Source organism: Nonomuraea cypriaca (genome assembly GCF_015645445.1).
Taxonomy (GTDB): Bacteria; Actinomycetota; Actinomycetes; order Streptosporangiales; family Streptosporangiaceae; genus Nonomuraea; species Nonomuraea cypriaca.
Genome location: NZ_JADOGI010000002.1, coordinates 25417 through 40331 on the forward strand (window position 1 = coordinate 25417; position 14915 = coordinate 40331).

General features: G+C 70.6%; 12 protein-coding genes. 3 read left to right on the forward strand and 9 right to left on the reverse strand.

Features of this window, described 5'->3' with window-relative positions:
- Positions 1 to 241 precede the first annotated feature (241 nt).
- Positions 242 to 2860 carry a helix-turn-helix transcriptional regulator gene (locus ITP53_RS00960; protein WP_195893326.1) on the forward strand — a complete coding sequence of 873 codons (2619 nt, stop codon included), beginning with the start codon at positions 242 to 244 and terminating at the stop codon, positions 2858 to 2860.
- Positions 2861 to 2878: 18 nt separating this feature from the next.
- On the opposite strand, the gene ITP53_RS00965 is transcribed toward ITP53_RS00960, so the two are convergent.
- From ITP53_RS00965 to ITP53_RS00985, 5 genes are all read right to left on the reverse strand, one after another.
- Positions 2879 to 3931: a sulfite oxidase gene (locus tag ITP53_RS00965; protein ID WP_195893327.1), complete on the reverse strand. Its 1053-nt coding sequence runs from the start codon at positions 3929 to 3931 to the stop codon at positions 2879 to 2881.
- 135 nt (positions 3932 to 4066) lie between these two features.
- A complete protein-coding gene (locus ITP53_RS00970; protein WP_195893328.1) occupies positions 4067 to 5485 on the reverse strand; it encodes a M20/M25/M40 family metallo-hydrolase in 1419 nt (472 codons plus the stop codon).
- A gap of 72 nt (positions 5486 to 5557) precedes the next feature.
- Positions 5558 to 7168, reverse strand: coding sequence for a PH domain-containing protein (locus tag ITP53_RS00975; protein ID WP_195893329.1), 1611 nt, complete (start codon positions 7166 to 7168; stop codon positions 5558 to 5560).
- Entirely contained in the window at positions 7165 to 7644 is a 480-nt protein-coding gene (locus tag ITP53_RS00980) for a PH domain-containing protein (protein WP_195893330.1), read from the reverse strand. Before ITP53_RS00980 ends, ITP53_RS00975 begins: the two co-directional genes overlap by 4 nt.
- A gap of 47 nt (positions 7645 to 7691) precedes the next feature.
- On the reverse strand, positions 7692 to 8237 hold the full coding sequence (locus tag ITP53_RS00985) for a hypothetical protein (RefSeq protein WP_207755385.1): 546 nt from the start codon (positions 8235 to 8237) through the stop codon (positions 7692 to 7694).
- Positions 8238 to 8378: 141 nt separating this feature from the next.
- Between ITP53_RS00985 and ITP53_RS00990 the strand changes: the two genes are divergently transcribed.
- Both ITP53_RS00990 and ITP53_RS00995 read left to right on the forward strand, forming a co-directional pair.
- Positions 8379 to 9614 (forward strand): sensor histidine kinase, encoded by a 1236-nt coding sequence (locus ITP53_RS00990; protein ID WP_207755386.1) that lies wholly within the window; start codon positions 8379 to 8381, stop codon positions 9612 to 9614.
- Entirely contained in the window at positions 9607 to 10239 is a 633-nt protein-coding gene (locus tag ITP53_RS00995) for a response regulator (RefSeq protein WP_195893332.1), read from the forward strand. Before ITP53_RS00990 ends, ITP53_RS00995 begins: the two co-directional genes overlap by 8 nt.
- Positions 10240 to 10296: 57 nt before the next feature.
- Here the strand turns inward: ITP53_RS00995 and ITP53_RS01000 are convergent, their stop codons facing one another.
- The 4 genes from ITP53_RS01000 to ITP53_RS01015 are packed head-to-tail and all read right to left on the reverse strand — an operon-like array spanning position 10297 to position 14871.
- Positions 10297 to 11643 (reverse strand): mannitol dehydrogenase family protein, encoded by a 1347-nt coding sequence (locus ITP53_RS01000; RefSeq protein WP_207755387.1) that lies wholly within the window; start codon positions 11641 to 11643, stop codon positions 10297 to 10299.
- Complete coding sequence (manD, locus tag ITP53_RS01005) at positions 11640 to 12848, reverse strand: D-mannonate dehydratase ManD (protein WP_195893334.1); 1209 nt, start codon at positions 12846 to 12848, stop codon at positions 11640 to 11642. Before manD ends, ITP53_RS01000 begins: the two co-directional genes overlap by 4 nt.
- Complete coding sequence (locus ITP53_RS01010) at positions 12845 to 13618, reverse strand: glucosamine-6-phosphate deaminase (protein ID WP_195893335.1); 774 nt, start codon at positions 13616 to 13618, stop codon at positions 12845 to 12847. The genes manD and ITP53_RS01010 overlap by 4 nt, the downstream gene beginning before the upstream one ends.
- Positions 13615 to 14871 carry an AGE family epimerase/isomerase gene (locus tag ITP53_RS01015; RefSeq protein ID WP_195893336.1) on the reverse strand — a complete coding sequence of 419 codons (1257 nt, stop codon included), beginning with the start codon at positions 14869 to 14871 and terminating at the stop codon, positions 13615 to 13617. The genes ITP53_RS01010 and ITP53_RS01015 overlap by 4 nt, the downstream gene beginning before the upstream one ends.
- Positions 14872 to 14915: the final 44 nt, after the last annotated feature.

The following is a 14915-nucleotide window of genomic DNA, read 5'->3' on the forward strand; positions in this document are numbered from 1 at the left end:
GCCGGACCGCCACGTCATCGCGGGGCGCGCTCATGTGAAAACGGTAAAGGGCTGACCGTGGGAAGTGCGGACCGCGCCGACCGTATTTCTGGGCGAAATCGGCGGATAGATCCCCGTAAATGCCCTATTTGGGCATCTCGTGCCGGGGCGGTTACCGGTTTGGACCAGGGGGGTGCAGCGTCAGGCCATCCACGCGATGCCGAGTGACGAAACACTGTTGATGCTGGCAAATGGAGGCGTAATGCGGCTGTGGCCTTTCGTGGGGCGTGAGGCGGAGATAGAAAGCATTCGAGCCAGTTTTTCCGATATAGGGGTCTCCGGTGTCGTCCTGACGGGCGAGGCCGGGGTGGGCAAGACCTGGCTCGCGCGCGAGGCGCTGGACGGCATCGCCTCGGACGGGATCACGACGTGCTGGGTGGCGGCCACGGCCGCGATGGGGTCGATTCCGTTCGGCGCGGTGGCGCATCTGCTGCCTGATGACTGGCGTCCCGATGGTGACGGGCTGGCCGTCTTATCCGCGATCGCCACCAATGCGCGGAAGCGGGGAGGGCGTACGCGGGTGGCGATCGGCGTCGACGACGCTCACCTGCTGGATGACGCGTCGGCCGCCGTTCTGAGCCACCTGGCCAGCCACCGGCTGGCCTTCCTGCTGATCACCGTTCGCCGCGGGGTCGAGACGTCCGATGCGATCACGGCGCTGTGGAAGGACGGCTTCTGCCATCGCACCGAGGTGGTGCCGCTGCCCGTCAGCGCCGTTGACGAACTGCTCGATCGTGTGCTGCCCGGCGATGTGGACGGCTACACCCGCCGGGCGTTGCACCAGCGGTCAGAGGGCAACCCCTTGACCCTGCGTGAGCTGGTGCTCGGGGCGATCGACTCGGGGGCGTTGAGCCAGGACTACGGCGTGTGGCGGCTGGCGCACGACTTCGCCCCTCATGAGAGGCTTCGCGCGCTGTTGATCGGCCGGCTGGACGGCATCAGTGCCGATGCCCGCCTGGTGTGCGACTTGCTGGCCTGCGGAGAGCCGTTGTCACTGAGCGTGCTCGAGCAGGTCGCGGACCTGGCCGCGGTCGAGCAGGCCGAGACGGCCGGGATGGTCACCGCCGACCGCTCCGGCGCCCGCAGGTCCATGCGGCTCGTACACCCGCTGTACCGGGAGGTGATCATCGACGCGATGTCCGCGGCCCGGGCGCGTCAACTGCGGCGCCGGCTGCTCGAAGCCACGCTCAGCGGGCCTCTGCGACGTCGCGACGACGCCCTGCGGGCGGCGGTGTGGCAGGTCGAATGCGGCCTGCCGGTACGTCCTGACCTGCTGCGCAGCGGCGCCCGCCAGGCCGTCGACCGGGCCGACCTGGCTCTGGCCGAGCGGCTCGCGCGAGCGGCCCGTAGTGCGCGGCCAGGCGCCCAGGCCGACGCGCTCCTGGCGCAGATCCTGGAGTATCGCGGCCGCAGCGCCGAGGCCGCGGCGGTCCTCTCCACCACGCCACCCTCCGGCCCCGGCCGGGTGCGGTGGGCCGTCGCCCGCGCTGAGACGCTGTACTGGGGCTCCGGTGACGCCGACGCCGCCGAGCGGACTCTGGACCTGGCCGCGGGCGCGCCCGATGGCGAGCTGGCCGACGGGATCCGTACCTGGATCCTGTTGTTCGACGCGCGCTGCCCGGCCGCCCTCCAACTCGCGGACGAACTCCTGGCATCGGACTCGGCCCATCCGCAGGCCGTGGTCTGGGCCGCCGCGGCGGCCACCGCGGCGACGGGGTTCCTGGGACGCGCCGACCTGGCGGCCCGCTACTACCAGCAGGGGTTGTCCGTGGCCGGCCGCCGCCAGGCCGAGCTGCCCTGGGGAACGGTGGAGCTGGGCATCGCCCGATCCTTGGCGGGGCTCGTCCTGGGTGATCTCCACGTGGCATGGGAGATCGCCGACGACGGTTACCGTGAGGTTCTGTCCGGGCCGTCCCCGCTGATGTCGCCGGGCTTTCTCGGGTTCCGCGGACTCATCGAATGCGCCCAGGGCCGTCCGAAGAGTGCCGCCGCATCGCTACGCCAGGCGATCGTCGCCCTGGAGGGCAGGGACACCTTCCGGCTGACCCGCTTCTTCCTGGCCGCTCTGGCCACCGCGACCGCGATCGGTGGCGACCCCGCCGCCGCCCGCACGTGGATGGATCAGGCCGACCGGCAGGCCAACGGTGCGAACCGGCTCTTCGCACCATGGACCGAACTCGCCCACGCCTGGATCCTGGCCGCCGAGGGAAGCATCACCGAGGCGGCGGCGCGATGCGGGCGTGCCGCCGGACTCGCCCAGGCGAGCGGGCTTCCCGCCGTCGAAGCCATGGCGCGCTACCACGCCGTCCGCCTCGGGGGCGCCGGTGAACAAGCACGTCTCAAGGAACTGGCGGGCTGCTTGGACACCCCGCTGGCCCACGCGCTGGCGACCGCGTCGGCCGGCCTGAGCGACGCCGACGGACACGCCCTCAGCCAGGCGGGCACCGCGTTCGCCTCGCTGGGGCACCACCTGCTGGCCGCAGAAGCGGTCTCCGCCGCCGCCCGCGCCCATCGGGCGCACGGAAAGGGGTCCATCGCGACGCTGTCCCGGCAGCGGGCGGCCGAGTTGCTCGCCAGATGCGAGGGCGCCAAGACCCCTCTGCTCGGCCGCGGCGAACTCACCACCCTGCTCACCCGCAGGGAACGAGAGGTGGCCCTGCTGGCGGCCGGGCGCAGCAGCCGGCAGATCGCCGAACAACTCGGACTTTCGGTCTCAACCGTCAACAACACCCTGGCCAGGGCATACGTCAAGCTGGGCATATCCGGTCGCGCCCACTTGGCCGCGCTCGTCGACGGAGACGGCACCCATGTCGCACCATGATCTTGTCGGGGACCCCCTCTACGGCTCGACCCGGACGGGATGGGACAGCACCGCGTGATTGAGGTAGCCGAGATCGTTCCACGGAACGGTGCCGGGCTGGGTGCGGCCCTGATCGTCGGTGGCGCGTACCTGGATGGTGTGATCGCCCGGCCGGGCATCCCAGGCGAACTGCCAGCGCACCCAGATCGCCGGCAGCCGGGGCTCGGTCAGCGACGCCGGCCGCCACGGGCCGTCGTCGACGCGGTATTCGACGGCCGTGACCGCGTTCTCCCCGGCGAACGCACGCCCCCGGACGACCTGTGGTCCCGGCCGCAGCCGGGCCGGCCACGGCAGTTCGACCAGGCTCGCCACCGGCAGGCCGGTGATCGGCACCGGGCCGGACGGATAATCGGGGCCGATCAGTACGTAGTCCTCGGTGTTCCACGGAACACGCAGCGGCTGCTCGGAGACCTCGATCCGGCCCACCCACTTGATGCTGGCGGCGCCGAGCCAGCCGGACACCACCACCCGGGCGGGAAATCCGTGGTCGGGCGGCAACGTCTCGCCGTTCATGGCCAAGGCGAGCAGGGTGTCGTCGGCGAGCGCCTTGGCCAGCGGCATGGGACGGCGGGCCCGGATCCGGTCGAGCGCCTCCGGCATGACCTCACGGGCCTCTGCCGTGATCCCCGCCCGTTCGAGCAGATCACGCAGCCGGACACCGGTCCATTCCGCGGTGCCGATCGCGCCGCGCCCCCACTGCGTGCCCGCGAACCCGCGTCCGTACGCCTCGCCGAAGAGCACCCGGCGATTACCCGCGCACTCGATCGTGCGGACCATCGAGACCAGCGGAAAGCGCTCCCACAGATCGGCGTAGCCGTAGGTGACCGGCTCGCGTACCCCGTCTCCTTCGATCCTTAGCGACCACGTCGCCGCGTCCAGGCGCGGAGTCGGCGCGTGGCCGCGCAGGAAGAAACGGTCGATCGGGGTGAGGAAGCCGGGCAGGCGGTCCGGCCGGACCCCGTAGTCGACACCGGTCCCGGTGTCCTCCATGAGCTCGGCCGGAGTCGGCTTGACGACCTTGCGTTCGCTCACGACGTGACCGCACCCCGGCGCTCGCGACTCATCCTCAGCACCTCTCACCTGGTACGACGTGCTTGTCATGGTGCCATCGCGGATTACCGGACGCCTTCATCGGCTCGCCGGGAGGACCAGGCCGTTCAAAGCTCGCTAGGCGCGGCCGGGGAAGCTGACCGGGCTGCGGTTACCCGCCTCGTCGACCGCCCGTACACCGAAGAAATGGTTGTCCTTGAAGATATTCTTCAGCGTGACCGTGGTGACGTCGCCGACCTCGATGGTCTTCGTCCATTCCGGGTCGGTCGTCGCCCGCATCACGACCTCGTAGCCGGCCAGGTCGGGCTCGGTGTTGGCGATCCAGGTGAGCGTGGTGTCGGTGTCGAAGCCGCTCGTGTCCATCACGGCGCCGGTGGGCGCGGCCGGCGCGATCGCCAGCGAGGCGAGCGAGATGGCGTTCACCCGGGCGACCCGGGCGATGTAGTCGAAGTCGCAGAACTCGGGCAGGTCACCGATCTGCACGCCGTTCTCCACGCGCACGTCCTGGTGCTGGTGGCGCCAGTCTTCGTTGATCTCGGTGAACCGCGCCGCGGAATAGCCCTGTTCCAGGAACGGGATGTGGTCGCCGCCCCGCCCGAACCGGTCGCGACGGTAGATGATCTTCACTTTCATGCGGGTCGCCTCATTCTCGGCGACCTCCTTGACGAACCTGGCGAGCTGGCGGGAGGAGGACTCGGTCTCGCCGCCGCCGTACCGCCGCCAGTCGGCCTCGGCCGTGGCCGGGACCGACGCCAGCCCCTCGGCGAAGATCCGCACCGTGTACGGGTCGCGGATGCCGTTCTGCCCCACGGAGCTGCCGATGATGTCGTTGGTGAACATGCCGGCGATGTCGCGGTTCTGCTGCTTGGCCTGCTCGGCGAAGTACGTGGAGCCCCACAGACCCTGCTCCTCGCCGGCGACGGCCATGAAGACGATGGTCGCGTCGAACGTCCGGGTCGCCATCACCCTGGCCATCTCCAGCACGGCGGCCACCCCGGAGGCGTCGTCGTTGGCCCCAGGCGCGTCGCCGGCGAAGTCGGTGACCAGAGTGGGCATCGAGTCGTAGTGGCCGCTCACCACGTAGGTACGGCCCTTCGACTCGGCCTGGGCGCCGTGCAACGTCGCCACGACGTTGGTGACCGGCGTCGGCTGCGGATACCGCGGGGGCTGGGCCGGCTGGACGAAGGTCTGCAACTCCACGGTCATCCGGCCGCCGGACGGCGCCGCCGCCTTCTTGAACTCCTCGAACAGCCAGTCCCTGGCGGCGCCGATGCCGCGGCTGGAGTCGTCCTGCGCGGAAAGGGTGTTCCTGGTGCCGAACGAGACGAGCTTCATGACGGTCCGCTTGATGTTCCCCGCGCTTATCTCGCGCAGCATGCGGCGTAATTCGGTGCTGGGTTCATGGCCGTGGTGTCCGGTCGACGCCGATGCCGGAGCCGCCGCTCCGATGATGAGCGGTGCGCCGCCGACGGCCGCCGCTCCCGCCAGTGCCTGCCGTCGGGTGAGCCGCTGATCCTGAGAAGGCTGATGGTTCATCGCGCTCCCTTTTTCGAGGATGCCGTGGTGGGGCTCCCTGAAAAATATGCGTCCGAACTGGGTCCGTCTAGATCACTTGACGGATTCCGCTGATCGGGTGCGCGATCGGCCACTCACACGTGTGAGAGTCCGCGGTTGCCTCTCATGCTCGATGAACGGGGCGAGCAGCCGGGGTACCGCGGCCTCGGCGAGAGCCAGTCCATGATCCATGGACACGTCGCGGACCTTGTAGACGCCGTCTCCCGCCGAGGTGGTGGCGCCGAGGGTGAGCAGGCCGGTACGGCGCTGGAACGCCGACCGGGTGATGGTCCAGCCGATGATCCCCTCCTGCCGGAGAGCGACGGTGCGATGGGTGAACGCCCCGGAGGCGGCGACGAGGTAACGGCCGCGCATCCCGTTGCCGAGCGTCCGGTACGCGTCATAGGCCAGGGCCACCAAGATCAACGCCAGCACCAGGCCGGTGACGCAGCCGACGGCGACCAGCGCGGGGCCGAGCCACAGCCCCAGACCGACGGGGACGGCCGCGATCAGGACCGCCGCGGCCAGTGCCCGGTTGATCCTCCCGCGCAGCGCGGCCCGTGGGTGCGGCGCGAGGCCGACTCGGCTCAGCGGTTCGCTCTCGGAGTGGGTGACGGCCGGCAGCACCTCGGCGGCGATCCGCAGGGCCTCGGCACGGGGGACCGGCGGGGTCAGGGCCCGGCGCCTGCGGTTCTCCTCCTGGTCGCCCAGGCCACCGGCGACGGCGTTGAGCTTGGCGCCTCCGGCCCAGCGCAGCGGGATCGGCTCGACCAGCTCGACTCCGCGCAGCCGCCGTTCCTCGATGGTCACCGAGCGGGTGGCCAGCAGCCCGCGGCGGATCTGGAAGATCCCGCCGTCGCCGCGTCGCAGTTCGTATCCGCTCCAGTTCTCGACGAAGGCAGCGGTCGAGCCGGCCATGCCGAGGGCGACGATGACGAGGACCGACATCAGGACGCCGTACCAGAGCGGGACGGAGCCGAAGCGGTGCACGAGGTCCTTGACGACACCGAGTTCGAGGGGGTCGATCTTCATCTCGTGCAGGGTCCGGTAGACGCTGCCCGCCGCGGCGAGCACGCCGCCGACTCCCCAGACGGTGAGTGGGCCGTACCGCAGCCAGGACCGGTCGAGCTCGCTGATGAGATCACTCTCGGCCGCGCTCCTGACGTGACCCGCGTCGCGCAGCTCGATGATCCGGGCGCGCAGCGCGGCGGCGTCCGCCTTGGCGATGCCGTCCAGCCGCACTCCGCGCCCGGCGGCGGCGCTCTGTCCGCCGGTGTCGATCCTGAGCGTGGTCAGGCCGAAGATCCGGTACACGAGGCCGGCCGTCAGGTCGATGCCGCGAACGCGGCCGACCGGGATCGATCGCCGGCTGCGGAAGAACAGGCCCGAGTGGAGCTCGAACCGTTCGCCGGTGATCCGGTACCTGGTGGTCGCCAGCCGCATCATCCCGGCCCCGCCGATGACCAGGCAGGTGATGGCCAGCGAACCGAGGGTGATGAGGATCTGGAGGTTCGTCTCCCCGCCGGTGACGAGCAGGCTGATCAGGAGCATGGCCGGCGGGGCGACCAGGACGATCAGGTTGACCAGGATGAGCCGGCCGCTCAGCCGCCCCCATGGGCGGGGCTCGGCGCAGGCCGGGTGCAGGAGATCGTTCTCGTACGTCATGCGGCGTCCCCCGGTACGGCCTGCGTGTATCGCGTTAGGAGCTCGACGAGATCGTCACCGGTCCTGCGATCGAGCCCCTTGATGGTGACCGCGGAGGACGAGGCGGTGGTCACGGTGACGCCGGAGAGCCCGAACAACTGCTGGAGCGGGCCGCGCAGCGTGTCTACGGTCTGAACGCGGGACAGCGGGACGATCCGCCACTGCTGCCAGAGCCAGCCGGAGGCCGAGTAGACCGCCTCCTCGGTGGCCTCCCAGCGGTGCACCCGGTAACGCCACGACGGCATGACGGCCATGTAGAGGAGTCCGGGGATCAGAGAGAGCACGGTGAACCACATGAAGAGCTGACGGGTCGGCGGGATCGAGGCCCACAGGATCCCGAAGGTGAGCGGCAGGGGCAGGGCGAACACCGCGGACTGTGCCGTCCACCAGCCGATCGCGCGGCTGTCCACCCGGTTGCGCGGCGGCCGGAGCCTCATGGTGTTTTTCACTTGGCTGTCTCGCTTCCTCGTCAAAGGGGTCAACGTCAAGGGGTCTTCGCCGGCAAGGGGTCCTCGTCCGTCGCGGCTCCGCCCCTCAGCTTGCGCATCTTGGTCAGGAGGACGGCGGTACGGGTCAGGACCATGGCCAGCGCCATGAAGACGAAGGTGTTGGCATAGGTGTCCGGCCCGCTGATCCGGTAGTCGATGGAGAACCGGACGAGGTCCTCGGCGAACCAGTTGTCGGCGCCGTACGCGAACACGACCCGGCCTGCGGAGAGCACGATCCACACCAGCGCGTAGCCGATCCCGCCGAAGGTGTGCAGCTCACCGGAGGACTTATGTACGTAGGCGGGCAGCAGGGCGCCGGCGATGAGCCCGCAGATCACCCCTGTGCCGATCCCTACGAGCTGCAGCGACAGGTCGTTGCCCTGCGTCGGGAAGGAGTGCACGAAGATCACGATGATCACGGCGACCGCGATCATCGACCGCAGCATCCGCATCGTGGTGATGCGGCGGTGTCCCAGGTCGGTCGCCAGGATGATGGTCAGAATGGAGCCGCTCGCGATGAGAGCGGAGAGGAACTGGCTCATTGGGTAAATCCAAGTTCGTGGGGGTTTTTCTCGCCTACTTGAACCGTAGGGACGGGCGTTTTCGCGCGAGACGACCGAACGGTGGTTGCGGTTGTCAACCGTTCGGTGGACACGGTGCGCGCCCGTGATACGACTGTTGACGTGCGCAAGCGATCTCACGACGACGAGGAGCAGGCCGGCGAGCGCCACGGCCCCGAGGCGGGGGCCGGCTGGTTCGGCCTGTGGGACGGCATCTTCGCCGTCTCCTACCTCGTCACGTCGGCCCTGCTGTTCATCTCCGACGACTCCCAGGTCCACCACGCCATCGCGATCGGCGTGCTGACGCTGATCGTGCCCTGGTACGCCGGCCTCGGGCGAAGCCTGATGACCACTCACACGTACGGGCCGAAGAACCTCGTCTTCGCGCTCGGGCTCGTGCTGCTGTTCTGCGTCACCACGACGTTCGGCTACATCGGCTTCTTCGCGATGTTCGCGGTGGCCCCGATGCTGATCATGAGCCTGCCGATGAAGCCGGCCGTCGTGCTGGTCGCCGTGGCCAACCTGTTTCCGGTGGCGATGGTGTGGGCCAGGAGCGAGGAGCCGGAGGTGAGCGTCTGGGGGCTGCTCCCCATCTCGCTGCTGAGCCTCGCGCTGTCGATCCTGCTCGGGTTGTGGATCAAGCGGGTGACCCGCCAGAGCCGGGAGCGCGGCCGGCTCATCGAGGAGTTGCGGCGCAGCCGGGAGCGAGTGGCCCGGCTCTCCCACGAGGCCGGCATCTCCGCCGAGCGCGAACGGCTGGCCAGAGAGATCCACGACACTCTTGCCCAGGGCCTGACCAGCATCATCAGCCTCGTCCAGGCGGCGGAGTCGAATGTGCGCGACGCGCCGGACCAGGCGTCCAGGCAGCTGTCGCGGGCCGGGCAGGTGGCCAGGGACTCCCTCGCCGAGGCTCGCGGCTTCGTCGCGGCCCTGACCCCGCCCACCCTGCGTGGCGGTTCGCTGGTGCAGGCCGTACGCGGTCAGACGGACAACCTGGCCGCCGAGACCGGCCTGGACGTGCGCACCTCGGTCGAGGGCGCGGAGAGACCGCTGCCGATGCCGATGAACGTCGTCCTGTTGCGTTCGGTGCAGGAGGCGATCGCCAACGTGCGCAAGCACGCCAGGCGGGCCCGCACGGTGGAGGTGACGATGACCTTCGAGGAAGACGGCGTCCGCCTGCTGATCCGTGACGACGGCGAGGGCTTCACGCCGGACGACGCCCAGAAAGGGTACGGTCTGCGTGGCATGCGGGCCCGGGTGGAGGAGATCGACGGGACGGTGACCGTCACCAGCCACCCCGGTGAGGGCACCGTCGTCGAAGTGGACGTACCCATGGGGAGCATGGTCAAGAGTGGCTGAGGGAAGTCCGGTCAGGGTCCTGCTGGCCGACGATCACCCGGTGGTGCGGGAGGGCCTCATCGCCATGCTGGAGTCCGCGGACGGCATCACCGTCGTCGGCGAGGCCGGCTCCGGGGAGGAGGCGGTCGTCCAGGCGCAGGCGCTCCGGCCGGACATCATCCTGCTGGATCTGCGCATGGGCGGCATGGACGGCGTCACGGCCACCGAGCACATCCTGCGTCAGTCGCCCGGCAGCAGGGTCGTCATCGTCACCACCTACGAGGACGACACCGACATCCTGCGTGCGGTGGAGGCGGGCGCTGCGGGCTACCTGCTGAAAGGCAGCTCACGCAGGGAACTCATCGACGCCGTCCGAAGCGCCGCCCGAGGGGAGACCGTGCTCACCCCCTCCCTCGCCGGCAAGCTCTTCCGCGCCCGCGGGGCCGGGCCATCACCCCTGTCCGACCGTGAGTGCGAGGTCCTCCGGCTGGTCGGTCAGGGCCTGACCAACGCGGAGATCGGCGGCGCGCTGTTCATCAGCGAGGCCACCGTCAAGACGTACCTGCTTCGGACCTTCAAGAAGCTCGGCGTCTCCGACCGCACGGCCGCCGTGATGGCCGCGCTGGATCGCGGCCTGCTGTCCTGACCACCAGCGCAGAACCGACGGCCTGCTGTCCTGACCAGCGCAGGACCGCGGCCTGTGTCACGGCGGGCCGGCGTCGAGCGCGCGGAGGGTGGCGGCGGCGCCGTCGGCGTTGAGCCGCTCCAGGCCGTCCGTGACCAGCGCGCGGAAGACCCGGTTCTCCCGCAGGTCGGCGCCGAAGACCTCCTCGATGGCCAGCAGGCGGTTCACGGTCGCCGCGGCGGTGGCCGTCGCGTCTCCGCGCAGACGGCCGGCCAGCGGGTCGTCCAGTTCGCGTGACGTGGTGACGTGCCGCATCCACCCGGCCACGACCAGCGCGATCCACCGGGGCTCGTGCCCGCCGGCCAGCCGGTCGCGGGCCGGGTCCAGCAGGCGCTGCGGCAGCTTCTGCGAGCCGTCCGCCGCGATCTGCGCGACGCGGTGCCGCAGGCCGGGGTTGGCGAACCTGGTCAGCAGCGACTCCTTGTACTCAGCGAGGTCGAACCCCTCCAGCCCGTCCAAGGTGGGCGAGAGGTCGTCGTCCATCAGCCGGCGGAGGAACCCGGCGAACGCGGCGTCGCCCATGGCCTCGGACACGTGCGCCGCCCCCGACAGGTAGGCGATGGCCGAATGGCCGCCGTTGAGCAGGCGCAGCTTCATGCGCTCGTACGGCCGTACGTCACCCACCAGGAGCGCGCCCGCCCTGTCCCAGGCCGGCCGCTCCCCGGCGAAGGAGTCCTCGATCACCCACTGCGCGAACGGCTCGGTGACGACCGCGCCCAGGTCGATCACGCCGAGCCTGGCGGCCATGTCGTCCAGGTCGGCCCGCGTGGTCGCGGGGACGATCCGGTCCACCATGGTCGCGGGGAAGCGGACGTTCTGCCCGACCCATTCGAGCAGCGCCGGCTCGCACAGCTCCGCCACGAGCCCGGCGAGAGTCGCGCCGTTGTCAGGGAGGTTGTCGCAGGAGATGACGGTGAGCGGGCCCGCGTCCGCGGCGGCACGGGCGCGCAGCCCGGAGACGAGCCTCCCGATCGCGGTGGGCGGCGGGTCGCGGCGGTATCCCTTCTCCGTGATGGTCAGCGTGACGACCGCCGTCTCCGGTGCGGCCAGCCGTGCGGCTAGGTCGTCACCGGGGGCCAGCACGTCGCGCACGGATCCGACCACACGGACCTCGTCGCCGGCGCGCACGCCGTACAGGCAGTCCTGGGGGCGGAGCCGGTCGGCCACGTCGGTGCTGCGCTGGCTGGCGCCGCAGATGCCCCAGCGGTCGTCGCCGGTCGCGGCCATGGCGCGCTCGGTGTAGACGGCCTGGTGTGCCCGGTGGAAGGCGCCGATGCCCAGGTGCACGACGCCGGTGACGCGCGGCTCCGCGAGCGGGCGCGCGGCGGGCGCGATCCTGGACAGGGTGGCGCGGCTGAGCCTCACCAATGGTGCATGCTCCCGTCCGTCAGCCGGTTGACCGGCAGGTAGGCCGGTTCGTACGGGTAGCGCGCGGCGAGCTTCTCGTCGATGTCCACGCCGAGGCCGGGCTCCTCGCTCGGATGGAGGTAACCGTCGGCGAAGCGGTAACCGTGCGGGAACACCTCGTCGGTGGCCTCGGTGTGCCGCATGTACTCCTGGATGCCGAAGTTGGGGACGGCGATGTCCAGGTGGAGGGCGGCCGACATGCAGACGGGGGAGAGGTCGGTGGCGCCGTGGGAGCCGGTGCGCACGTGGTGGAGCGCGGCGAGGTCGAAGATCCGCCGCAGGTGGGTGATCCCGCCCGCGTGGACGACCGTGGCCCGGATGTAGTCGATGAGCTGCTCGCGGATCAGCTGCTCGCAGTCCCAGATCGAGTTGAACACCTCGCCGACCGCGATCGGCGCCGTGGTGTGCTGCCTGATCAGGCGGAACCCGTCCTGGAGCTCGGCCGGCACCGGGTCCTCCAGCCAGAACGGCGCGTACTCCTGCAGCCGGGAGCCGAGCCCGCCGGCCTCGATCGGGGTGAGCCGGTGGTGGATGTCGTGCAGGACGTGCAGGTCGTAGCCGAAGCGGTCGCGTACGGCGGCGAACAGCTCGGGCACCACGCGCAGGTAGCGCTCGGTCGACCAGGTGGCCTCGCTCGGCAGCGTCGCGTCGGCGGGCTCGTAGAACATCTTGTCCTTGCTGACGCCGTAGGTCGCGTCGAGACCGGGGACGCCGCACTGCACGCGGACCGCGCGGTAGCCGAGGTCGACGTACTTCGCGACCTCGTCGAGGACCTCGGGGATCGTCTCGCCGTTGGCGTGGCCGTACACCGTGACGCCCTCGCGGGAGCGCCCGCCGAGCAGCTGGTAGACGGGCAGCCCGGCGACCTTGCCCTTGATGTCCCACAGGGCAGTGTCGACGGCGGCGATCGCGGTCATCGTGACCGGGCCGCGCCGCCAGTACGCGCCCCGGTAGAGGTACTGCCAGGTGTCCTCGATGCGCGCGGGATCGCGGCCGATGAGCAGCGGGCACACGTGGTCGCGCAGGTAGGACGCGACGGCGAGCTCCCTGCCGTTGAGCGTCGCGTCGCCGATGCCGGTGACACCGTCCGAGGTCGTGATCTTCAGGGTGACGAAGTTCCGCCCCGGACTGGTGACGATGACCTTGGCGTCGGTGATTCTCAAGGGTGGGCCTCCAGGTCGGCGAAGAGCGTGCAGTCCGGGTGAGTACGCAGGACGGAGGCGGGGCAGCTCTCGGCGACCGGCCCGTCGAGCGCGGCGGCGAGCGCGGCCCTCTTGTTCACGCCCGGTACGGTGGCGACCAGCGTACGCCCGGCCATCAGCGTGGGAACGGTCAGGGTGATCGCCCGCTCTGGCACGTCCGCGAGCGTGGCGAAGCACCCGTCGCTGACCTGTTGCCGCCGGCAGGCGTCGTCGAGCTCGACGACCTTGACCGCGAGGGGATCGGCGAAGTCCGCCACCGGAGGATCGTTGAACGCCAGGTGGCCGTTGTCGCCGATGCCCAGGCAGACCAGGTCGATCGGGCCGCGGCCGAGCAGCCCGGCGTAGCGCGCGCTCTCCGCCTCCGGGTCGTCGCCCGGGTCGATCACGTGGACCGCGCCCGGCCGTACGGCGTTCCAGAGCTCGTGGTGGAGGAAGCGGCCGAACCGCTGGGGCGCGTCCGCGGGCAGGCCGATGTACTCGTCCATGTGGAAGACGACGACCTTCGACCAGTCGATCCCCTCGGCCGCGCGCAGGCCGGCCAGCGTCTCCCGCTGCGAGGGCGCGGCCGCGAAGACCACCCTCGCCTCGTCGCGGGTGGCGAGCGCCGTCCGCAACGCCGCGGCGGCGGCCCGCGCCGCCGCGGCGCCGGACTCCGCCCTGTCGCTGTATATCCGGACATCGAGACGTCCGGCGACCCGCCTGATCACGGGATCGGTGTTCGTGGCCGTCACGGCTGGTCTCCCTGAGCGCGGAGCTCGATGATCTGCATGAGGTTCCTGGAGATGTGGTACGGATCCTTGACCGGCAGGGCGACGACCTCGTCGAGCGGAGCCCCGGCCCGGTCCCTGATCTGGACCCACTCCTCGCCGTCCGCTCCGCCGGGGAACGTGCCGAGCGTGTAGTCCCAGATCCGGTCGAACCAGCGGGCCGCTTCCCGATCGCCGTAGCGCTCGGCCGCCAGCAGGGTGGTGTAGGCGGCCTCCGTGTGCACCCACCACAGCTTGGTCGACCAGGTCCGCCTGACCAGGTCTTCGTACGGCCCGCCGGATGGCCGGCCGGAGACGCCGACGTAGCGGAACAGGCCGCCGTGCTCGTCGTCCCAGCCGGATTCGCACAGCGCGGAGACGCCCGCGACCAGGTCACCGTGGTCGCCGGTCTCGCCGAGCAGGTCGCCCGCCTCCAGCGCCATCCAGATCCCCTCCAGCGCGTGACCGGGGGTGCGGTGCCTGGCCAGGATCGTGTCCCGCATGCCGGGATCGGCCACGAACGTCTCGGTGAACAGGCCGCTCTCCTCCCGGTGCGCGACCATCGCGCGGCGCGCGGCGCGCAACTCGTCCGCGTAGGGCAGGGCGTCTCTTGGATCTCGCGCGGACACCGCCTGGTGCGCGCGTGCCTGGTCGAGCCGGGCGTTGAGGACGATCATGCGGGCGCCGAACCCCGAGCAGCCGGGCGGCAGCGGGTACGGCGGCGTCGGCGGATCACCCGCCTCCACGTCGTCCGCGATCCGCTGGACGATCACATCGATCAAGGGGAGGTGGCCGGGCGAGCCGGTGTACCGGGTGAGCTCGGCGAGCCCCATGGCCACGAAGGCGTCGGCGAAGATGCTGCGCTCCGCGGGCAGCGGCCCGCCCTTCGCGTCGAGCGCGGTCCCGCCCCGCTCGTCCAGGACGTAGGCGCACCGGCCGTCAGGTCCGATGGCGTGGTCGAGCAGGAAGGCCGCGCCGCGTTCGGCGTGCCGTACGAGCGTGCCCGAGTCGAAACGCAGCAGGCCGCGGTCGGCGAGCCGGGCGGCGCGGGCGAGCAGCCAGACGAAACGCCCCTGCGACCAGGTGAACTTGTTCGTGGACAGCCGGCGCCTGCCGCGGTTGTCGAAGCAGGTGTGGAACCCGCCGTGCTCGGTGTCGATCCCGTTCTCCAGCCAGAACGGAAGGATGACGTCTTCGAGTTGCCTGCGGGCGATCTGCTCGGGTCGCTCGGAACCCATACCGTCCTTTCCATGCCGGACAATGAAAGCGATTGCATGGATTC